Source organism: Thauera sp. WH-2 (assembly GCF_048321015.1).
GTDB lineage: Bacteria > Pseudomonadota > Gammaproteobacteria > Burkholderiales > Rhodocyclaceae > Thauera.
Window position 1 is genome coordinate 214332 of the sequence record NZ_JBLWFG010000002.1, and the last position, 21496, is coordinate 235827.

Annotated in this window: 17 protein-coding genes; 9 read left to right on the forward strand and 8 right to left on the reverse strand. The window is 68.1% G+C overall.

Annotated features, from left to right (window positions below; genetic code table 11):
- Nucleotides 1-96: 96 nt before the first annotated feature.
- Nucleotides 97-921 carry a carbon-nitrogen hydrolase family protein gene (locus tag ACNKW1_RS05220; RefSeq protein ID WP_418363537.1) on the reverse strand — a complete coding sequence of 275 codons (825 nt, stop codon included), beginning with the start codon at nt 919-921 and terminating at the stop codon, nt 97-99.
- A gap of 101 nt (nt 922-1022) precedes the next feature.
- On the reverse strand, nt 1023-4916 hold the full coding sequence (locus ACNKW1_RS05225; protein WP_418363538.1) for a YhdP family protein: 3894 nt from the start codon (nt 4914-4916) through the stop codon (nt 1023-1025).
- A 210-nt stretch (nt 4917-5126) separates the two neighbouring features.
- Here ACNKW1_RS05225 and glnE point away from each other — a divergent pair, with 210 nt between their 5' ends.
- From glnE to ACNKW1_RS05250, 5 genes are all read left to right on the forward strand, one after another.
- Nucleotides 5127-7835 (forward strand): bifunctional [glutamate--ammonia ligase]-adenylyl-L-tyrosine phosphorylase/[glutamate--ammonia-ligase] adenylyltransferase, encoded by a 2709-nt coding sequence (gene glnE, locus ACNKW1_RS05230; RefSeq protein ID WP_418363539.1) that lies wholly within the window; start codon nt 5127-5129, stop codon nt 7833-7835.
- 106 nt (nt 7836-7941) lie between these two features.
- Nucleotides 7942-9471: a CHAD domain-containing protein gene (locus tag ACNKW1_RS05235; protein ID WP_418363540.1), complete on the forward strand. Its 1530-nt coding sequence runs from the start codon at nt 7942-7944 to the stop codon at nt 9469-9471.
- 69 nt (nt 9472-9540) lie between these two features.
- Nucleotides 9541-9993, forward strand: a complete 453-nt coding sequence (locus ACNKW1_RS05240; protein ID WP_418363541.1) for a SixA phosphatase family protein — start codon at nt 9541-9543, stop codon at nt 9991-9993.
- A 199-nt stretch (nt 9994-10192) separates the two neighbouring features.
- Nucleotides 10193-10765, forward strand: a complete 573-nt coding sequence (locus ACNKW1_RS05245) for a DUF2062 domain-containing protein (RefSeq protein ID WP_418363542.1) — start codon at nt 10193-10195, stop codon at nt 10763-10765.
- Nucleotides 10766-10815: 50 nt separating this feature from the next.
- Nucleotides 10816-11763 carry a hypothetical protein gene (locus ACNKW1_RS05250; protein ID WP_418363543.1) on the forward strand — a complete coding sequence of 316 codons (948 nt, stop codon included), beginning with the start codon at nt 10816-10818 and terminating at the stop codon, nt 11761-11763.
- Between the two features lie 87 nt (nt 11764-11850).
- On the opposite strand, the gene mnmA is transcribed toward ACNKW1_RS05250, so the two are convergent.
- The 3 genes from mnmA to ACNKW1_RS05265 all read right to left on the reverse strand — a co-directional run bounded on the left by mnmA (nt 11851) and on the right by ACNKW1_RS05265 (nt 14079).
- The gene (gene mnmA / locus ACNKW1_RS05255) at nt 11851-12948 is read right to left on the reverse strand and encodes a tRNA 2-thiouridine(34) synthase MnmA (RefSeq protein ID WP_418363777.1); all 1098 of its coding nucleotides are present in this window, start codon (nt 12946-12948) and stop codon (nt 11851-11853) included.
- Between the two features lie 16 nt (nt 12949-12964).
- On the reverse strand, nt 12965-13543 hold the full coding sequence (locus ACNKW1_RS05260) for a hypothetical protein (protein WP_418363544.1): 579 nt from the start codon (nt 13541-13543) through the stop codon (nt 12965-12967).
- A gap of 74 nt (nt 13544-13617) precedes the next feature.
- A complete protein-coding gene (locus ACNKW1_RS05265; RefSeq protein ID WP_418363545.1) occupies nt 13618-14079 on the reverse strand; it encodes an NUDIX hydrolase in 462 nt (153 codons plus the stop codon).
- 217 nt (nt 14080-14296) lie between these two features.
- On the opposite strand from ACNKW1_RS05265, the gene ACNKW1_RS05270 reads away from it, so the two are divergent.
- The 3 genes from ACNKW1_RS05270 to ACNKW1_RS05280 all read left to right on the forward strand — a co-directional run bounded on the left by ACNKW1_RS05270 (nt 14297) and on the right by ACNKW1_RS05280 (nt 15971).
- Nucleotides 14297-15217 (forward strand): branched-chain amino acid transaminase, encoded by a 921-nt coding sequence (locus ACNKW1_RS05270; RefSeq protein ID WP_418363546.1) that lies wholly within the window; start codon nt 14297-14299, stop codon nt 15215-15217.
- 24 nt (nt 15218-15241) lie between these two features.
- Complete coding sequence (locus ACNKW1_RS05275; RefSeq protein WP_418363547.1) at nt 15242-15442, forward strand: zinc-finger domain-containing protein; 201 nt, start codon at nt 15242-15244, stop codon at nt 15440-15442.
- 91 nt (nt 15443-15533) lie between these two features.
- Nucleotides 15534-15971 carry a YybH family protein gene (locus ACNKW1_RS05280; RefSeq protein ID WP_418363548.1) on the forward strand — a complete coding sequence of 146 codons (438 nt, stop codon included), beginning with the start codon at nt 15534-15536 and terminating at the stop codon, nt 15969-15971.
- A 62-nt stretch (nt 15972-16033) separates the two neighbouring features.
- Here the strand turns inward: ACNKW1_RS05280 and rfbC are convergent, their stop codons facing one another.
- Both rfbC and rfbA read right to left on the reverse strand, forming a co-directional pair.
- Entirely contained in the window at nt 16034-16582 is a 549-nt protein-coding gene (gene rfbC, locus ACNKW1_RS05285) for a dTDP-4-dehydrorhamnose 3,5-epimerase (RefSeq protein ID WP_418363549.1), read from the reverse strand.
- Complete coding sequence (rfbA, locus tag ACNKW1_RS05290) at nt 16582-17466, reverse strand: glucose-1-phosphate thymidylyltransferase RfbA (protein ID WP_418363550.1); 885 nt, start codon at nt 17464-17466, stop codon at nt 16582-16584. Before rfbA ends, rfbC begins: the two co-directional genes overlap by 1 nt.
- A 215-nt stretch (nt 17467-17681) precedes the next feature.
- On the opposite strand from rfbA, the gene ACNKW1_RS05295 reads away from it, so the two are divergent.
- The gene (locus ACNKW1_RS05295) at nt 17682-19079 is read left to right on the forward strand and encodes a phosphomannomutase/phosphoglucomutase (RefSeq protein WP_418363551.1); all 1398 of its coding nucleotides are present in this window, start codon (nt 17682-17684) and stop codon (nt 19077-19079) included.
- A 187-nt stretch (nt 19080-19266) separates the two neighbouring features.
- Here ACNKW1_RS05295 and ACNKW1_RS05300 read toward each other — a convergent pair whose 3' ends face one another.
- Nucleotides 19267-21492, reverse strand: a complete 2226-nt coding sequence (locus ACNKW1_RS05300; RefSeq protein WP_418363552.1) for a 3'-5' exonuclease — start codon at nt 21490-21492, stop codon at nt 19267-19269.
- Nucleotides 21493-21496 lie beyond the last annotated feature (4 nt).

Genomic DNA, 21496 nt, shown 5'->3' on the forward strand with positions numbered 1-21496 from the left:
CGCGACGAAAACGATCATCCAGCGCTACCCACCGCTCACGCGAGCGGCCGTCAACGCATAGGTACTGGCCGGGCGCACGCGCCGTCACCGCGCGGCTCAGCCCAATCGCCGATGCGCCAGCGCCGGGAGACTCTCACGGACTGCGGCGATTCTGGCCGGATCCAGCGCGGCGAGCACCACCCCCGGGCCTTCCTCGCGGCAGGCGAGCACCTCGCCCCAGGGGTCGATGATCATGGTGTGCCCCCAGGTCACGCGTCCGCTCGGGTGCCTGCCACCCTGCGCAGGCGCCATCACGTAGCACTGATTCTCGATCGCGCGCGCGCGCAACAGCACCTCCCAATGTGCGCGGCCGGTGGTGTGGGTGAAGGCCGCGGGCAGCACGATCAGATCGACCGGTCCCATGGCACGGAAGAGTTCGGGAAAGCGCAGGTCGTAGCAGACGGAGAGTCCGACCCGACCGAAGGGCGTGTCGAAGCAACGCACCGCATCGCCCGCCTCGATCGTGGCGGACTCGTCATAACGCTCTTCGCCGCGCTGGAAGCCGAACAGGTGAATCTTGTCGTAGCGCGCGACCTGCCGGCCGCAGTCATCGAACACGAGGGTGGTGTTGCGCACCTTTTCCGGCGCGCCGGACTCGAGCGGGATGGTGCCGCCCACCAGCCACACACCATGGCGCCGCGCCATATCGGCGAGGAAGTCCTGCAGCGGCCCGCCATCCGCGCGCTCACGGATGCGCACCTTGGCGCCCTCATCGGCGCTGATGAGCGGGAAGTACTCCGGCAGCGCGACCAGCCGCGCGCCCGCCGCGGCGGCCTCGGCCACCAGGCCGGCGATCTGTTCCAGGTTGGCCTGTACATCGGGGCCGGATACGGTCTGGATGGCTGCGATGTGCACGGTCGAAGCGGGAGTCTGCTGCGTCATTTCGGTGCTCAATTGCAAACGGTTGGCCTGGCGAAGTTCGCGAGAAGAGGATGGGCCGGAACGGCCCGGGAAACGGGATCGGCAAGGTCTGCACACGATGCCTACTGCGCCGGCCGCGCCTCGGCACCGGTCCGTCGCGCCACCAGCGGATCACTCCAGCTGCCGGTGATCGAATACTCGAAGGTGAAGAGCTTCTCGATCGGATCGCTCAGCACCTTCTGCGCGAGATAGGTCACGACCCCCACGGCCGGGTTCAGCAGCCCCGCCGCTGCACCAATCGCCACCGATTCGGACAGGGTCGGCTGGACGAACACCTGCAGATCCTGGGTTTCGGCGACCACGTCCGCCGTGCCGCTCATGCGCACCCGCGCCGCGGGCCCGCGGATGTCGAGGTCGTCGGTACGCAGGACACCGGAAGCGAGTTCGATGCTACCGGAAATGCGGTCGAAGGCGAATCCCTCCGAGAACACGTCACGGAAATCGAGCGTGATCCGGCGCGGCAGGGACTGCAGGCTTAGGATGCCGAGCAGACGCCCGACGCCGGGCTCGAGCTTGTTGAACTGCCCGGCACCCGTCTCGAACTGGAGCGCACCCGAAAGCGTCGGATGGTCGATGCGCGTAGGCGCCCCGCGCCAGGCAAGGCGGCCGGACAGATCGGCGGCGCCCCCGCGCACAACGTCTGCGTAGCCCAAGCGGCGCACCAGCTGCCCCATGCTGGAAGTCGAGAGGGTGAATTCGAGCTGCGTACGTTGCAGGCCCGATGACCGCCATTCACCGTGGCCGACCACCCGGCCATCCTCGTTGTCGAGCGCAAGGCGCTCGAGCTGCCACAACCTGCCGCGGTTGCGGGCAAGGAGTTCCAGCCGGCCGAGTTCCAGTCCGTCGAGCACGAAACGCTCGGCGACGATGTCAAGCGCAGGCAGACTGCCCGGGTCGCGCCCTTCTGCCGCCACCTCGTCCCCAGCAGGCTCTGGCTCGCCATCCGCCACGGCTGCGTCCTCCGTGCCCTTGCGCGCATCCGCACCGCGCACCAGGCTCAGGTGGCGGAAGCGCGCCAACAGCGCGCCGCTGCCCGCATGGCGCCAGTCGAACTCGCCATCGGCGACATCGCTCTCAAGGCGCGCCTTCCACCCCCCGGCGTCCGCCGTGGCGCGCAGATCGACCGCCTTGAGGGTCTGCCCGAGAACGCTCAGCTCATCCGCCGCCAGGGCAACTTCCGACCACGCAGGCACCTCGCCGATCGCAGGCATCTCGCCGCCCCCCGATTCAAGCGCCCGCTGCCAGGCATCGAGGTCGAGCCGGTCGAGCACGGCCGCAATGCGCACCCCGTCGGCCGAAGCCGGTGGTGCATCGACCGTCGCCCGCCCCAGCGCTACACCGCCACGCAGCGCGGGGTGCGCACCCTCCTGCCGGCTGAGGGCCGCGCGCAGCAGCGCGCCTGCGCGCAAGGCGTAGGTTTCAGCCGCATCAGGCCCGGAATGCTCGAAGCGGAACTCCGTCGCCCATGCCTCACCGGCCGATTTGTTCAGCGGCGCAGGCAGGCTGGAGGACAGACCGACGAGATCGGAGCTCACTTCGACCTGCGTACCCTGCCCCTGCACCGAAACCGCGGCCTTCCAGCCCACATCCCCCGAGATTGCGTTGAGCAGGTGCAGGTCGTAGGCCGCGCGTACCGCATCGGCGCCTGCCCTGCCGCTGGCTTCGAAGCGGACGCCGCCGTCCTTCAGCGTTTTCGCGACCAACCGCAGCGGGTGTCCGAACAAGCGGGCACGCGCCTCGGGGATGGAGAGCGAATCCCCAGTAAACCGGATCTGCCCCGCCGCACCCTCAAGTGCAGGCAACGCCTCCAGCAGGCGGATGCGGTTGCCGGCAAAGCGGAAATCTCCACCCACACGGGTCTCGGCAACCGCGTGCAACGGCATGTCCAGTTCGAGCGCGAGCACCCCCTCGCCCTGGGCGGCGATACCTGCAGTAAACCGGCCCACGCGCCGGGCGACCGGGCTCTCGGCCACGAAGCGCAGAAAATCTGCAGTCGCGCCGGCTGCTTGCCCCCGGATCTGCATGACGGGCGTCGGCCGCGCATCCAGGTCAGGGATCTCGGCCACCACATCGCGCAGCGCGACCCCGAGGATCCTGCCCTGGCTTGCCGCCATGCGCATGCCCGCTGCCTCGAAGCGAAGCTCGCCGGCGATGCCCTCGATACCGGGCCAGCCCGGCGCGTAGTCAAGCACGGCATCGGTAATCCGCACCGTGACCAGGAACTGTCCACTGCCATCGCGGAAAGGAAAATCCGACAGGGCGCCCTTCAGCCGCAGGCGCGCCTCGGGCACCGTCGCCTGACGGATCGCATGCTGCACCCATGCCCGTGTGTGCGCATTGACCACGCTGGGCAGATAGCGCCAAACCGAGGTGCCCTCGGCCCGGTGCAGTCTGGCCTGCAGGTCGATCTCGCCCGCCCCGCCATCGGGCCAGTAACGACCCGATGCGCTGCCCGCCGCGTCAGCGTTCTCGAACTCGGCTCCGTCCAGCACCACCTCCAGCCTGCCTTCACGCTGCGACCAGCCACCATCGGCACGGAAACGCGCGAAATCGAGCCGCCCCTGTTCGAACACGGCCGGTAGATCGATGTGCATGTCCTCGCCGTCGAGACGGAAGCGGCCACGTTCGCCATCCCCCTCGACACTTCCCGACAGACCGCCCATGCCAGGAAGATTCGCCTGCGCCCGCACCCCCAGCCCCTCGAACCGTGCCGCCAGCGCCCAGCGCGCGGGCGCCGCGGCGGGGCCCTGCCACGACAGACGCAGGTCGTTCACCCGTCCGCGAGGCTCGAAGCCCGCCAGGCGTGCGCGCACCCCCTCGTCGAGCGGCAGGTGTGCGGCAAGCGCCGCCAGCGCGGCGAAATCGAGCCGGTTTGCGCGCAACTGCCCGCCCGCCGCCGCAGCGCCATCCTCCTCGCCGCGCGCGAACTCGAACATCAGGTCGGCGGGGGCCAGGCGCAAGCCCGCGTCCTGCTCCAGCGCCAGCGCATGTGTGCTCACCCGCCAATGCTCCGCATCACGCGCAAGGCCCAGCCTGCCTTCCAGCCGCTGCAGCGCCAGTTCAGGCAGCCCTTCGGCGAGCCGGGTGCGCACGCCGTAGAGCGCGAGATCCGCAGTAAGCGCAAAACCTCCCCTTCCGTCCGCATCGATCCAGGCCCGCGCCGCGCCGCGGCCGTCGAGCGGCAGGGGATAGTCGAGCCATGGCCGCCATGCACCGAGCTCGGCCTCGTCCAGCGCCACATGAAAACTGCCGCGAACGTGCGCGAGCGGCGCGCGCGCGCCGCCAGTCAGATCCAGTTCGCGCACCTCGGCACGTACGCTCAGGCGCGCTGCGATCGCGGGGGGAGGTTCGGCCTCGAACGCCATGCGCGTGGCGAAGCCGCGCCGGTCGAGGCGAAACGACACCTTGTCGAGCACGAGCAGCGGCGCGGCCCGGGTCTCGTCCTCCCAGCTCAGCCGCGCGCCATGGATGAAGATCTGGCGCTGTGCGAACAGCCATTGCAGCCCCGCGCCATCCGGCCCGCCTCCACGAACAGGCACGCCGGCGACATGCAGCATGCCTTCTGCATCACGGCGCAGCGCAAGCTCGGGGGCGACGATTTCCAGGCGGTGGAAATAGGGCCGCAGGCGAAGCAGCGAGCTCCACGCCAGCGTGGCATCGACCGCCCGCAGGGTGAGCGCGGGCCGGCCGTCGACATCGGCGATGCCGATGTCGGCCATGCGCAGGCGCGGACGCCACCCCGCCCAGCCGCCCTCAAGCTGACCGATGGAGACCGGCAGGCCGATCTGCGCCGCCAGCGCACGCTCGATCGGCCCGCGAAACTCGCCCACCGCGGGCAGCAGGACATGGCGCGCCACGAGCATCAGCGAAGCGCCGGCACACCACAGCAGCACGAGTGCGAACGCAGCGCGCGCGAACGCCCGGCGCAGCCGCTCCGCCGTGCGCGGAGGCGACACCGAAGCCGCCACGGGGGGCGGAGGAGCTGCGGCCGAGCCAGAATCTTGCGTGTTCAGGGAAATGCTCGATAGCTGTGTGGCACATCGCCACGATCGTCATGCCGGCCGGCTGCGCGGGCGGATAAAATGGATGTCTCTGCGGTACCGGCGGGCATTGCGCCGGAACGGCCGCATTCTACCAACGATCCGCGTCCGCACTGGAGCCACGCCATGTCCACCCCCCCCAGCGCCAGCGCGCCAGGCCTGCCCCCGGAAGTGCAGCAGGCCCGGCGCATGTCGCGCTATCTGTCGCGCATGCTCGACAGCCAGCCCTGGCTCGGACCCGCGCTGGTCACGAGCATGTCGGCACCGATCGGCGAAGCCCAGATGCAGCGCTTCATTGCCGAACGCGAGCAGGTGCACGGCGGTGGGGACGCCGCGTTGCGCCCCGCCCTGCGCCAGTTGCGGACCTGGGTGCTGTGCCACCTCATCGTGCGCGATCTGGCGCTCGCCGCCCCGCTGGCCGAGGTCACCCAGACCATGACGCTGCTCGCCGAAACCGCGATCCGGCACGCACACGACGTGCTGCACGCTGGACTCGTCGAGCGCTACGGCCAGCCGCTCTCACCCACCGGCTGGGAGCAGGAGCTGCTGGTGATCGGCATGGGCAAGCTCGGCGGGCGAGAGCTCAACGTGTCCTCGGACATCGACCTGATCTTCGTCTACCCGGAAGACGGCGATACCGGCGGCAAGAAGGTCATCAGCAATTTCGAGTTTTTCGAGCGCCTCGGCAAACAGCTCATCCAGGCCCTGGCCGAGATCACCGAGCACGGCCAGGTGTTCCGGGTCGACATGCGTCTGCGCCCGAACGGCGACTCCGGCCCGCTGGTGTGCTGCTTCGACATGCTGGAGAACTACTTCTTCACCCAGGGCCGCGAGTGGGAACGCTACGCCTGGATCAAGGGGCGCGTGCTGCTCGGTCAGCGCTGGCCCGAGCTGCGCGACATCGCCCGTCCATTCGTATTCCGCAAGTATCTCGATTTCGGCGCGATCAACGCGATGCGCGACCTGCATGCGCAGATCCGCCGCGAGGTGGCTCGCCGCGACCGGGTGAACAACGTCAAGCTCGGCCCGGGCGGCATCCGCGAGATCGAGTTCATCGCCCAGGTGTTCCAGCTCATCCGGGGCGGCCGCGACATCGCGCTCCAGGTGCGCCCAACGCTCAAGGTGCTCGAAATGCTCCCCGAACGCGGCATTCTCTCCCCCGAGGCGGTGGCCGAGCTGTCCTCGGCCTACGTCTTCCTGCGCCGACTCGAGCATCGGTTGCAGTACCTCGACGACGCACAGACGCACGATCTGCCCGCAAACACGGAAGACCAGGCGCGGATCGCGGAGGCCATGGGTTTCGCCGACTACCCTGCCCTGCAGACGGTGCTTGCGGCACATCGCACGGTCGTGAGCCGCCACTTCGACCATGTGTTCGGCGATCCGTCGGAAGAGGATCACAGCCTGGACGCCGTGTGGTCCAACGCGGAGGACCGCGACGCAGCAACCGATGCGCTTGCGGGGCTAGGCTACCTGCATCCCGGCGCCGGCGCCGAGCGTCTCGCCGCAATCCACGCCAGCCCGCGCTACCGCCAGCTGCCCAACAACATCAAGAGCCGCTTCGACGCGCTGGTGCCGCGCATGGTCGAGGCCGCAGCCACCAAGCCCGGAGCGGACGACACCCTGGCGCGGATGCTCGACCTCATCGAGGCGATCGGCCGCCGCGGCGCCTACCTCGCGCTGCTGCAGCAATACCCGCAGGCGCTGCAGCGCGTCGCCGACCTGATGAGCGCATCGCGCTGGGCGGCACAGTTCCTCACCCGGCATCCCATCCTGCTCGACGAGATGCTCGATTCGCGCAATCTCGACACGCCCCCGGACTGGGCCGCCTTCCGCACCAGCCTGGCCGCCGAGCTGGAGACGCACGAACCCGACATGGAGCGCCAGATGGACGTGATGCGCGAGCAGCACCACGCCCAGGTGTTCCGCCTGCTCACGCAGGACATCGCTGGCCTGCTCACGGTGGAAAAGCTCGCCGATCACCTCTCCGAGCTCGCCGACATCATGCTCGATCTCACGCTGCCGCTGTGCTGGCGTCGGATCAAGATCCGCCACCGCGAGGCGCCGCGTTTCGCCGTCGTCAGCTACGGCAAGCTCGGTGGCAAGGAGCTCGGCTACGCCTCCGACCTGGACATCGTTTTCCTCTTCGACGACGACGCGCCCGAAGCCCCCGAGGTCTACACGCGGCTCGCGCAGCGCACCAACACCTGGCTCTCCAGCCAGACCGCCGCCGGCCAGCTCTTCGATACCGACCTGCGCCTGCGTCCGAACGGCGAGTCCGGCCTGATCGTCACCTCCCTGGACGCCTTCCGCAAGTACCAACGCGAATCGGCCTGGGTGTGGGAGCACCAGGCGCTGACCCGGGCCCGCTTTTCCGCGGGCGACCGCGCCATCGGCGAGGCCTTCGAGCGCATCCGCTGCGAGGTGCTGCGCATGCAGCGCGACCGCAATGCGCTGCGCGCCGAGGTGCTGGCGATGCGCAACAAGATGCGCGATGCGCACGGCAGCAAGGGGGATGGCACATTCGAACTGAAGCACGATCCGGGCGGCCTGATCGACGTCGAGTTCCTGATCCAGTATCTGGTGCTGGGCTTCAGCCACGACCACCCGCAACTGACCGGCAACCTCGGCAACATCGCACTGCTGCGCATCGCCGGCGAGCTCGGCCTGATCCCCCGCGAACTGGCCGCCGCCTGCGCCGACAGCTATCGCGAACTGCGTCGCCTGCAGCACCGCCAGCGCCTGAATGACCGCCCGTCGCGGGTAGTACCCGAAGAAGCCGGGCACGCACGCGCCCCGGTGATCGCCCTGTGGCGGGAGGTGTTCGGCGAGTGAATGCCGAACGCGGACGCGTATGTCACGAAACCGAGCATGACGCACCACAACGGGGCGTCTAGAATTCAGGCGCCCTTTCTTCCGACGCCCCCACGGGGCGATCACCATGAGCCACGAGATCGAACTCAAGCTTGCCCTGCCCCACCGCGCACTGCCCGCACTCCGGCGCCATCCGCTGGTGAGCGCCGCGCAGAAGCTTGGCAACGCGGTGACGCTGGACAACACCTATTTCGACACCCCCGCGCTGCAACTCAAGGCACGCAAGGTGGCGCTGCGCATCCGCCGCCAGGGACGTCGCCAGTTACAGACGGTCAAGTGTGCCGCGGTGTCCAGTGGCGGCCTGTCCCAGCGCCCGGAGTGGGAGCAGGACTACACCGGCGCGTTCGATTTCGGCGCGATCGACCAGCCCGAAGCGGCACAGTTGCTCGCGCGCCACCACGACGCGCTGGTGCCCGTGTTCACCACGCGTTTCCGGCGTGAAACGCGCGTGTACAGCCCGCGCGAAGACCTGCGCATCCTGATGATGATCGACACCGGCGAGGTGAGCCTGCGCACACCCGACGGCGTTGAGCGCAGCGCCCCCATCTGCGAGCTCGAACTCGAGCTCGAAGCCGGGCAGCCGCTGGACCTGATCGAACTCGCCGAAACCCTCGCCAGCGACCTGCCGCTGATGCCTGCGGACCTCTCCAAGGCAGAGCGCGGCTACCGGCTGTTCCTCGGCACGCCGTCCACTGCAGTGCGTGCCGAGCCGTCCGCGATCGACGCCACGCAGAACGCGGTCGATGCCTTCCGCACCCTCGCCTTCTCCTGCGTCCGTCAATGGCAGGCCAACGCTGCCGGTGCGCTCGAGCACATGGACCCGGACAGCATCGCAGCCGATTTCATCCACCAGCTGCGCGTATCGCAGCGCCGCCTGCGCGCCCTGCTCAAGCTCTTCGCGCCGGCGCTGCCGGCCACCTTCGTCGCAGACTGGAGCGTGCGCCTGCGCGAGAACGCCAACCGCTTCGGCGACGCCCGCGACCTCGATGTGTTCCACGCCGAACTGCTCGCCCCGGTCGCCCCCGAGGGCCTGGCCGACGAGGCCTCCTTCTCGGCCCTGGCCAGCACCGTCCGCCGCGCCCGTGAGGAAGCGCGCGCACACGCCTGTCACAACCTCGATATGGCCACCCAGGGCCGCCTGCTGCTCGGACTCACAGCCGACCTCCACCGCCTCACCATCGACAGCCTGATCCAGGCGGCCGACCTGCGCACCTTTGCGCGTCTGCGCCTGGACCGGCTGCGCAAGCGCACGCGACGGCTCGCAGCGGCGGCCGAGACCCTCGAGCCGACCCGTCTCCACGCGCTGCGCATCGGATTCAAGCAACTGCGCTACGCGGTGGAGTTCTTCGCCCCGCTGTTCCCCGCACGGGCGGTGCGGCGCTATCTGGAAGCGGTCGTGCTCGTCCAGGACACACTCGGCTTCCTGCAGGACGTCGACGCTGCGCAGCAGCGGCTCGCCGCCTGGGTGGCGGCAGACGCGCGCCTCGCTCCGGCAGCCGCATTCGTGCTGGGCTGGCACGCCGCGCGGTATGCACGCCTGCGGCGGCGTGCGCTGCGCGAGAGCGCACCGCTGCTGTCGGGCAGGAAACCCTGGTAGGCTTCCCCCGTCATCAAGCTGCAACAGCCATAGACGAAGATGTCGGCCCTCTCCACCCGGAAGCACGACATGGACCTCCTGCTCTGGCGCCACGCCGAAGCCTTCGACGGCACGCCCGACCACACGCGCGAGCTCACGCCCCGCGGCCACAAGCAGGCGCGACGCATCGCGCAATGGCTGGACGAGCACCGCCCGAAGCAGCTCAAGGTCCTCGCCAGTCCCACCGTGCGCACCCGGCAGACAGCCGCCGCATTCACCGACAGCTTCCAGATCGTCGCCTCGCTCGGGCCGGATGGCAACGTGCCCGACCTGCTCGCCGCCACCGGCTGGCCGGACGCCAGCAGCGCAGCGCTCGTGGTCGGCCACCAGCCCGCGCTCGGCCGCCTGGCGGCCCTGCTGCTCTCCGGCCACGAGGCGGACTGGACGATCAAGAAGGGCGCACTGTGGTGGTTCACCAACCGCGTCCGCGAAGGCGAAACCCAGACCGTGCTGCGCGCAGTGATCCCGAGCGACCTCGCCTGACACGCCTGCTTGCCCTCGGCACCGCGGGGCAGGGGGAAACCCTGCTGCAGGCGTGTGAATTTCTCACGGCGGGAACGGTCACATCGACGGATAATCAGCACCTTGCAGCCGCCTGCGACCGTTTCGTACGGCCATGCGGCGCTACGCTTGTGCTTTGCGGCGCAATGCGTAAGATGCCGCTTTCTGCCCGGACCGGAACATGCTCGAACGCCTTCTGCCCACCCGTGAAAAAATCACGCAAAGCCGGCTCCTGCGCTGGCTGGGGCCGCGCGTTCACGATCCGCTGCTGTGGCATGTGAATCGGCGTTCGGTCGCGCGTGGGGTGGCCATGGGGGTGTTCTTCGGGCTCATGATCCCGATCGCCCAGATCCCGGCCGCCGCGGTCGCCTCATTGTTGCTGCGCGGAAATCTGCTCATCGCTGCGGCATCGACCCTGGTCAGCAATCCGCTGACCTACGGCCCGATCTACTACTTCGCCTATCGCCTGGGTGCGGGCATCATCGGCACGCGCACCCCGCCCGACCTTACCCCGGAAGACGTCGAACGCCCCCTGCGCATGATCGACTCGCTGAACCAGGCGTGGAACTGGGTCACCGGCATCGGCCAGCCACTGCTCGTGGGCATGGTCATCATGGCGGCTACGGGCGCCATCCTCAGTTACTGGGGTACGCAACTCTTCTGGCGCATCCGGGTGAGCGCAAAATGGCGCAAGCACCGGCGCGCACGCCAGATCCGCGCCGCCGCCCGGCAGGGCGCTATTGGAGGCGCCTGAACAGCGGCGTATCCTTCGACCTCTCCCACACGCTCAGGCCTCACACCGCTATGGAAGAGCTCATCCCCGACGGCACCGTCAAGATCATCGACGGTGTTCGGCGCATTCATTACGACGGCTACTGGCTCAAGGTCTACGAGCCGCCGGCGGACTCCCTCGACGCCAAGAAGAAGCTCATCCAGGCGCTGACGCGCCGCCTGTTCAACCACGTCGAGCACGGCATCAACATTCCCGGCAGACGCCTGGACGACGCGCGCCAGTCCTACGCGTCGGAGCAGGACCCCGAGCGCAAGCGCGTCAAGGGCGCGATGTACGCAGGCGCGCTGTTCAACCGCGCCACCGACATCTTCACCAAACTGGTCGAACTGCAGGAACTCGGCGTCGAGATCGCCACCGACAACCCGCTGATGCGCGAGTGCGGGCGCTGCCTGCAGGAGGCCCTCACCCTCGGTCGCCTGGTGCTGCACCGCAGCGGCGAGGAAGGCATCGACGAGCTGTGGGGCGAGCCCTTCCGCGCCTTCTCGATCCCGGTCGAAGCCTTCTACGAGAGCCGCTACATCAAGATCGCCCAGGCGCTGCGTGAGATCGACCGCATCGGCGCGATCATGGCGACCACGTTTTCCGCGGCGCCGCTGTTCGACAACCTCGCCCCGCTGGTGTACGAATTCACCCGCATCGCCAAGATCAAGTGCGAGACATTGCGCACCGACCCCGACATCTTCGACGTGTGGGCTGACTTCGTCGTCGCCTCGGAACATCTGGGCGCGGTCTCTGCGATGCTGTCGCCAGCAGCCAGCGAGCATGAACGTCAGCTTGCGGCGGACGGCCTGCGTCTGATCCTGCACGGACGCAACCTGGTGACCGACATCACACGGGCGCGCGTCACCATGCCCAAGAGCGCGCGCGAATACATCGCACGCTGCGAAACCTACGCCGCGCGCCTGCAGGCGCTGGCACATCCGCCGCTGGCCGTGGCCGGCGGGCCACTGCCCGCCTGAGATTCACCCCGTCCTGCGATGTGCGCACGGGGGATGCCGCGCTGGCCCGGGGCCAGCGCGGTCGCTCGAACGACCTGGCCCCGGGCCTCAGACGATGATGCCGCCGCCCAGGCAGACCTTGGACTCATACACCACCACGCTCTGACCCGGCGTCACCGCCCACTGTGGCTGGGCGAATGCGATCTCGGCACGCCCTTCGGCGATGCGGTCGATCTCGCACGCCTGGTCCGGTGTGCGGTAGCGTGGTTTGGCCGTGTAGACCCAGTTGGTGTGCGGGTCGCGGCCAGCGATCCAGTTCAGGTCAGTGGCCACCAGGCGGTCCTTGAGCAGCGCCGGGTGGTCGTGGCCCTGCACCACGTAGAGCAGGTTGGCCTTCACGTCCTTGCCTGCGACATACCAGGCGTCGTGCTCGCCGGCCTCGTCCTGGTTGCCCTTGAGGCCGCCGATCATGAGCCCCTTGCGCTGGCCGATGGTGTGGTACATCAGGCCCTGGTGCTCACCCAGCACGCGCCCGTCGTCGAGCGCGCGGATCTCGCCCGGCTGCGCCGGCAGATAGCGCATCAGAAACTCGCGGAACGGGCGCTCGCCGATGAAGCAGATGCCGGTCGAGTCCTTCTTGGCTGCGACGTGCAGCCCGGCCTGCTCGGCGCGCCGCCGCACCTCGCGCTTGTACAGCGTGCCGAGCGGAAACATCGTCTTCGCCAATTGCTCCTGGGTCAGGCGGTAGAGGAAATAGCTCTGGTCCTTGGTGCCGTCCTCGGCCTTGAGCAGTTGGTATTCGGTGCGGCCATCGTTGGTCCATTCGCGCACCTGGGCGTAGTGCCCGGTGGCGATGCGCTCGGCGCCCATCTTCATGGCGTGATCGAGGAAGCAGCGGAACTTGATCTCGGAGTTGCACAGCACATCCGGATTGGGCGTGCGGCCGGCCTCGTATTCGCACAGGAAGTCGGCGAACACGCGGTCCTTGTACTCGGCGCTGAAGTTGACCACCTCGAGGTCGATACCGATGACGTCGCACACCGAAGCCACATCGACCAGATCCTGCCGCGTCGAGCAGTACTCGGAATCGTCGTCATCCTCCCAGTTCTTCATGAACAGGCCGGTCACCTGGTAGCCCTGCTGCTTGAGCAGCAGCGCCGTCACCGACGAATCGACCCCGCCGGACATGCCGACCACCACCTTCATGCCATTTCCGTCCTGCTTACTGGACATTCGGTCCACCTCCATTGAGCCATTCCACGAGCGGCAGCACCACCGCCGGCTCGCCATTGTCGCCGAACCAGCTGTCGACGACATACGCGTTGGCGGGCGGCGCGCCATCCGCACCGCCCGGATTCGGACCGGCCTTCTCCACCGACCGCTCCTCGATCACTGCGCTGAAATGCTGGAAGATGAAGCGCGTACGCCGCGCCGGCTCCGCCACGCGGTGGAAGCGCAGCCAGCCTCTCGCCTCCAGCAGCCTCAGCAGGCGCGTGGTGGAGGTCGCATGGTCGATGCAGTCCATGCGCCCCTCCACGCCGCCATCCAGGTAGTTCCCCGCCCGGTCCGCGGCGACCGGGCTCTGCGTCGCAGCAATCCGGTACAGCATGCCGATCTCCCCGGCGAGGCGGGCGCGCTCTTCCTCAGCGTTCGCGGCCTGTCCCAGCCGCGCACCCAGGCGCAGCAGCCGGGCGCGGTGAATCCGTACCTCGGTTTCGCGACTGCAGCCGTAGTTGTAGCAGATGCTCACCTGTGCGTGCTCCCCGGCCCGCGCGCTGACTGCCCCTCCCATCCCTTCCATCGCTTCCGTCCCCTCCGGCCAGGCCGCGGCCGCGCATGCCGGCACAAGGACGAACAGCAATGCCGCGACGCGCATCAGGCCGACGCGCAGTGATGCACCAGTGACACCGGATGGCGCTGCCCGGCACGCCAGTCCTCGATGCACTGCAGGATCAGCGGACTGCGATGCCGGTCCGCGGTCGCGCGCACCTCGTCCAGCGTCATCCACACTGCACGCACAATCCCCTCGTCGAGCGCGCGGCCGTCCTCCACCCCCTCGACCCGCCCACCGTAGGCGAAACGCAGGTAGGTGATATCGCCCTGCGGCCGGGTCCACTGGTAGACCCCGACCAGATACTCCGGGACGAAGCGGTGCGCGGTTTCCTCCAGCGCCTCGCGTACTGCAGCATCGAGCAGCGACTCCCCCTCCTCGAGGTGACCGGCGGGCTGATTGAAGCGCAGGCCCTCTGGGGTTTCCTCCTCGACGAGCAGGAAACGGCCATCACGCTCGATCACCGCCGCGACGGTGACGTTGGGTTTCCAGGGTCGTTCCTTCACGTTCGGCTCCAGCCACGACAAGCGCCGCATTCTACCGCGGGGCGCGCACGACGCATGCGCGAGCAGGCGCCGCAGAACGCGCCAGGCAACGAGCGGGCGCACGCGGCACGCGTCGCAGGCGGCGCTTTACGCTAGAATTTGCGGGTTCTGCGACGGCCTCACCCTCCGGCGCGACCGACACCATCCAGCGAACCTATTTCAGGCGGAGATCTTCATCATGTCCATGGCTGACCGCGACGGCTTCATCTGGCAGGACGGCAAGCTCGTCCCGTGGCGCGAGGCGACCACGCACGTCCTCACCCACTCGCTGCACTACGGCCTCGCCGTATTCGAGGGCGTCCGGGCCTACAACACCGTCAGCGGCACCGCGATCTTCCGCCTGGCCGAGCACACCCAGCGCCTGATCAACTCCGGCAAGATCTACATGATGGACATCCCCTACTCCAAGGATGAACTCATGGAGGCACAGAAGGAGGTCGTGCGCGCGAACAAGCTCGAGTCGTGCTATCTGCGCCCGATCGCCTTCTACGGCTCGGAAAAGATGGGCATCTCCACCGTCGGCGCCACCGTGCATGTGGCGATCGCCGCCTGGCCCTGGGGCGCCTACCTGGGCGAGGAAGGCCTGCAGAAGGGCATCCGCGTAAAGACCTCGTCCTACACCCGGCACCACGTCAATTCGACGATGCCGCGCGCCAAGCTGGCTGCAACCTATCCGAACTCGATCCTCGCCAACCTCGAAGTCACCCGCATGGGCTACGACGAGGCGCTGCTGCTCGACAACCAGGGCTTCGTCGCCGAAGGCGCGGGCGAGAACCTCTTCATCATCAAGGACGGCCGCATCTACGAGCCCGAGATCGCCTCGGCGCTGACCGGCATCACGCGCGACTCGATCCATGCCATCGCACGCGAACTCGGCTATGAGGTCGGCACCAAGCGCCTCACGCGTGACGACATCTACCTCGCCGACGAAGCCTTCTTCACCGGCACCGCCGCCGAGGTCACGCCGATCCGCGAACTCGACGACCGCAAGATCGGCGAAGGCAAGCGCGGTCCGATCACCGAGAAGATCCAGTCGCGCTTCTTCGACGTCGTCAATGGCCGTGCGCCCGAGTACGCGCACTGGCTCGCCCACGTCTGATCTCCACGCACCGAGGATTGCGACATGGCTGAAACCGCCAACAAGCCCCACGCCATCATGGTCACGGCCAAGGACCTGCCGCTGCACTGCCCGCCCCCGGGCGCGCCGCTGTGGGCCCGCCACCCGCGCGTGTTCCTGGACGTCCTGAAGACCGGTGAGGTCGTCTGCCCATACTGCAGCGCCCAGTACGTCTTCAACGGCGAGCGCCCCAAGGGCCACCACTGAACCCGGCGGCTCGGCCGCGGTCTGTCCTGCACACGGGGGCTTCGGCCCCCGTGCCTTTTCATCGCCCCCAGAACATCGTCGACAAAACTCCATGCCTGCAGAGAGCACAGCCCACTTCACCACGCCACTCGAAGCCGAGGCCGCGTTCTACCGCGCGCTGGCCGAAGGCAACCTCGACGCGCTGATGGCAGTGTGGTCGGAAGAGGAAGAGGTCGTCTGCGTCCACCCCGGTGGCCCGCGCATCGTCGGCCTGGCCGCCGTGCACGAAACCTGGCGGCGCATCCTTGCCGGCGGCACGCGCATCGAGATCGAGGTGAGCCATGCCGTGGGCAGCGCGAGCGCGACCATGGCCATGCATTGCGTCATCGAGCGCCTGACCGTACCGGGGCAGGGCAGCCGCAACGCCTCACTCGCGGCCACGAACGTTTTCGTGCGCGGCGCCCATGGCTGGCGCATGGTGCTGCACCACGCCTCGCCGGTGCAGGAACAGTCCGACTTCGGCGACCTTTCGCCCAGAGTGGTGCACTGACGACGGCCAGCGCGGCTCGAAGCGGGCGTTCAGTGCGCGCCCATCGCGGAGTCAGCCCTCGCTCAGCCTTCATACACCTCAGCTGCAGCCAGGCTCTGGCCCAACCGGTCCTTCGCCGACAACAGCGGCGCCCCCTCCAGCGGCCAGTCGATACCGATCTGCACGTCGTCCCAGGCGATGCAGCGCTCGTGCTCGGGGGCGTAGTAGTCGGTCGTCTTGTAGAGGAAGTCGGCCGACTCGCTCAGCACCAGGAACCCGTGCGCGAAGCCGGGCGGGATCCACAGCTGGCGGTGATCGTCCTCGCTCAGCTCGACCCCCGCCCAGCGCCCGAAGCGCGGCGAGTTGCGGCGCAGGTCGACCGCCACATCGAACACCCGGCCGCGCACCACGCGCACCAGCTTGCCCTGTGGCTGCTGCAACTGGTAATGCAGGCCGCGCAGCACACCGCGCGCCGAGCGCGAATGGTTGTCCTGCACGAAATCAAGGTCGAGCCCGGTCAACTCGCTGAAGCTGCGCGCGTTCCAGCTTTCGAGGAAGAAGCCGCGCGCATCCCCGAACACCTTCGGCTCGAACAGAAGCACCTCGGGCAACACGGTCGGTGTCGCCTTCATCAGAACACCCGATCTTCGAGCAGCCGCAGCAGATACTGGCCGTAGCCGCTCTTGGCCAGCGGCTGAGCGAGCGCGCCCAACTGCACCGCATCGATCCACCCTGCCCGCCAGGCGATCTCTTCCGGGCAGGCAATCTTCAGCCCTTGCCGTTTCTCGATGGTCTGGATGAACATTCCGGCCTCGAGCAGGCTCTCGTGCGTGCCGGTATCCAGCCAGGCATGGCCACGGCCCATCACCTGCACATCGAGCTCGCCGCGCTCCAGATAGATGCGGTTGAGGTCAGTGATCTCCAATTCACCGCGCGTGCTCGGAGCCAGATTGCGCGCAAACCCGGGCGCCTGCCCGTCGTAGAAATAGAGTCCGGTCACGGCGTAACGGCTCTTGGGGCGGGCAGGCTTCTCCTCCAGGCTGATCGCGCGCCCTTCGGCGGAGAACTCCACCACGCCATAGCGCTCGGGATCGTGCACCGGATAAGCGAATACCGTCGCCCCTTCGGTACGCACGGACGCCGCCCGCAGTTCGGAAGCGAAGTCGTGGCCGTAGAAGAGGTTGTCGCCCAGCACCAGCGCTGACGGCGACCCGTCCAGAAAGGGCTCGCCGATGACCAGCGCCTGGGCAAGTCCGTCCGGGCGGGGCTGCACCGCATACTGCAGCTTCAGCCCCCATTGGCTGCCATCCCCCAAAAGCTGCTCGAAGCGCGGCGTGTCCTGCGGCGTGGAGATCAGCAGGATTTCACGGATCCCCGCCAGCATCAGCGTGGCGAGCGGGTAATACACCATTGGTTTGTCGTAGACCGGCAGCAACTGCTTGGAAACCGCCAGCGTGGCCGGATGCAGCCGGGTGCCGGAACCCCCGGCGAGAATGATGCCCTTGCGTGTCGTCATCGGAAGAGGTCTTTCAAGAGAATGAAGTGCGTATGCCGCTGCGCGAACAGCCGGACCGCAATTGTAGACGCTGCGCATGCGCGCCGCCGCAATGCGGCATAGAATTCGCCCCGCGTCCGCCAGTCCCTTCCTGCAGGGACAGGACCGCCGGAGCCGCCAGTCCCGAATCTCGCCCGACCTCCCCAACCACAGCACCCATTACGCCCCATCCCATCATGCGCTACGCCCTGCCCGCCCCCGAAATCTTCAAGGCCTACGACATCCGCGGCATCGTCGACACCGTCCTGACCCCCGACGCCGTGCGCGCAATCGGGCACGCCCTCGGCTCGGAGGCCGCCGCGCGTGGTCAGAAGGCGATCGCGGTCGGCCGCGACGGACGGCTCTCCGGTCCGGCACTGTCTGGCGCGCTCGGCGAGGGCATCCGCGCGGCGGGCATCGACATCATCGACATCGGCTGCGTGCCCACGCCGCTCACCTACTTCGCCGCCTACCAACTCGGTTGCGACTCCTGCGTATCGGTCACCGGCAGCCACAACCCGCCCGACTACAACGGGCTGAAGATGGTGCTCGGCGGCCAGACCCTGTTCGGCGAGCTGATCCAGTCCCTGCGCCGGCGCATCGCCGAGGACGATCTGACCCACGGCGCGGGTGCCCTGCACACGGCCGATGTACGTGCGGCCTATCTGGAACGCATCGTCGGCGACGTGAAGCTCGCACGGCCGATGAAGATCGTCGTCGACTGCGGTAACGGGGTCGCGGGCGGCATCGCGCCCGAGCTCTTCCGCCGCCTGGGGTGCGAGGTCATCGAGCTGTTCTGCGAGGTGGACGGCAGCTTCCCCAACCACCACCCCGACCCCTCCAAGCCGGAGAACCTGCAGGACGTGATCCGCACCCTGCGCGAAACGGACGCCGAACTGGGGCTGGCCTTCGACGGCGACGGCGACCGCCTCGGTGTGGTGACCAAGGACGGCGAGATCATCTTCCCCGACCGCCAGCTCATGCTGTTCGCCGAAGACGTGCTCTCCCGCGTGCCCGGCGGCGAGATCATCTACGACGTCAAATGCACGCGCAACCTCGGCCCCTGGATCCGCGCGCGCGGCGGCAAGCCAACCATGTGGAACACCGGGCACGCGCTGGTCAAGGCCAAGCTCAAGGAGACCGGCGCGCCGCTCGCGGGCGAGATGAGCGGCCACATGTTCTTCAAGGAGCGCTGGTTCGGCTTCGACGACGGCCTGTACTCCGGTGCGCGCCTGCTCGAGATCCTGTCCGCCCGCCCGGACGCCAACGCCGCGCTGAAGGCACTGCCCGACGCGGTGAGCACGCCGGAACTCAACCTCAAGATGAAGGAAGGCGAGCCCTTCGAGCTCGTCCGCCGCCTGCAGCAGGCCGCGCTGGCTGCACCCTCGTGCTTTGCCGCCGCAGATGAAGTCATCACCCTCGACGGCGTGCGGGTGGAGTTCGCGCACGGGTTCGGCCTGGCGCGTGCATCCAACACCACACCGGTGGTGGTGCTGCGCTTCGAAGCCGACAACGCCGCGGCACTGGCGGAGATCCAGGCCGAATTCCGGCGTGCGATCGAGGCGGCCTGGCCGGGGCTGACACTGCCGTTCTGATCCGTATCGGGGGGGCGCATCCGGAGCGCCCCTCGCAACGACACAACTCGCAACGACACAACTCGCAGCCGCGCAACTCGCGCCGCCCCACTCGCAGCCCCACTCGCAGCCCCAACTCGCGGGCCCGCCCCGCACGCAGGCGCGCCCCTGCGGCGGGACGCCCCCAAAAAAGCCCAGCCCCCCGGTTTCAGACCGGGTCGAGCTTCGCCACCCCCAGCAGCAACCACTTCACCCCGGCCGGCCCGAAGTTGATCTGCACCTTGGCGTCGCTGCCGCTGCCCTCGGCAGCGACAATCACCCCCTGGCCGAATTTCGCGTGGCTGACCGCCTGCCCGATGCGCAAGCCATTGGGCAGGGTCGCGAAGTTCGGCCGCGGCGCGCGCTGCACCTGCGCAGGCGCTGAAGGCTTGAAGTAGCCTCCGCCCATGCCCCCCATCGCCCCGCCCGCGGCCGAACGCGGGTTCGGCGGCGTCAGCCACTTGATCAACGCCACCGGAATCTCTTCCAGGAAGCGCGAGCGCAGGTTGTAGCGCGTCTGGCCGTGCAGCATGCGGCTCTGCGCGAAGGAGAGGTACAGCCGCTCACGCGCCCGCGTCACGGCCACGTACATCAGCCGGCGCTCCTCCTCCAGCCCGTCGGTTTCGAGAATGCTGTTCTCGTGCGGGAACAGCCCCTCCTCCAGCCCGGAGAGGAACACCACGTTGAACTCCAGGCCCTTGGCCGAGTGCACCGTCATCAACTGCACCGCATCCGCGCCCTGGTCGGCCTGGTGGTCGCCCGCTTCCAGCGAGGCATGGGCGAGAAAGTCCGCCAGCAGCGCATGCGGCTGGGCGGGCGCCTCGCCACCTGACGTTGCCTGGGCCTGCGACTCGGCGAGGAAGTTCGCCGCGGCGTTGATCAGCTCATCCAGGTTCTCCAGCCGCTCGCGGCCTTCCTTGTCGGCCTTGTAGTGCGCACGCAGGCCGCTGAGGTCGAGCACATGGTCGACCAGCTCGGGCAGCGGCAGGCCGGACGTGTCGCGGCGCAGGTCCTCGATCAGGCGCACGAACTGCGCCAGCGAGGTGCCGGGCTTGCCGCTGAGGTGCGGGACTGTGGCGTACAGGCTCGTGTTCCAGGTACGCGCCGCATCCGTGAGCACCTCGAGCGAGCGCGCACCGATGCCGCGTGTGGGGAAATTCACCACACGCGCGAAGGAGGTGTCGTCGTCCGGGTTGGCGATCAGGCGCAGGTAGGCGAGCGCGTGCTTGATCTCCTGGCGCTCGAAGAAGCGCAGGCCGCCATATACGCGGTAGGGAATGCCGGCCGAGAACAACTGATGCTCGAGCACTCGGGACTGCGCGTTCGAGCGATAGAGCAGCGCGATCTCGCTCCGTAGCGCGCCGTCGCGCACCAGCGACTGGATCTCCTCAACGATCCAGCGCGCTTCGTCTCCGTCCGAGTAGGCCTCGAACACACGGATCGGCTCGCCCGCGCCCTGGTCGGTCCACAGGTTCTTGCCCAGGCGATTGCTGTTGTGGCGGATGATCGCGTTGGCGGCGTCCAGGATGTTGCTGTGCGAGCGGTAGTTCTGCTCCAGCCGGATCACGTTCTGCACCCGGAACTCACGCTCGAAGTCGCGCATGTTGCCGACCTCTGCGCCGCGGAAACGGTAAATGCTCTGGTCGTCGTCGCCGACGCAGAACATCGCCGCGCCGCCCTCGCGCCCCTCATCGGCGAAGAGCTTCAGCCAACGATATTGCAGGCGATTGGTGTCCTGGAACTCATCGACCAGGATGTGGCGGAAGCGGCGCTGGTAGTGGCGGCGCAGCGGTTCGTTGCGTTCGAGCAGCTCGTAGCTGCGTAGCAGCAACTCCGCAAAATCCACAACAGACTCGCGCTGGCACTGTGTTTCATACTCCTGAAACAGTTGTACGCGCTGGCGGGTGTAGTCGTCCCAGGCCTCCACCGCATGCGGCCGGTTGCCGGCTTCCTTCTGGCCGTTGATGAAGTGCTGCAGTTCGCGCGGCGGGAACTTCTCGTCATCGACGTTGAGCGTCTTCAGCAGACGCTTGATGGCGGCGAGCTGGTCGCCCGAGTCGAGAATCTGGAACAGTTGCGGCAGCCCGGCGTCGCGGTGGTGCGCACGCAGCAAGCGGTTGGCGAGGCCATGGAAGGTGCCGATCCACATGCCGCGGGTGCTCACCGGCAGCATCGTGGACAGGCGGGCAAGCATTTCCTTGGCTGCTTTGTTCGTGAATGTAACGCCAAGGAGACCAGCCGGATCGACCTGGCCGGACTGGATCAGCCAGGCGATGCGGGTGGTGAGCACCCGCGTCTTGCCCGAGCCGGCACCGGCGAGGATCAAGGCGTGCTGCGGCGGAAGCGTGACCGCCTGCAGTTGTTCGGTGTTGAGATTGGCGAGCAGCGTGGACATCGGG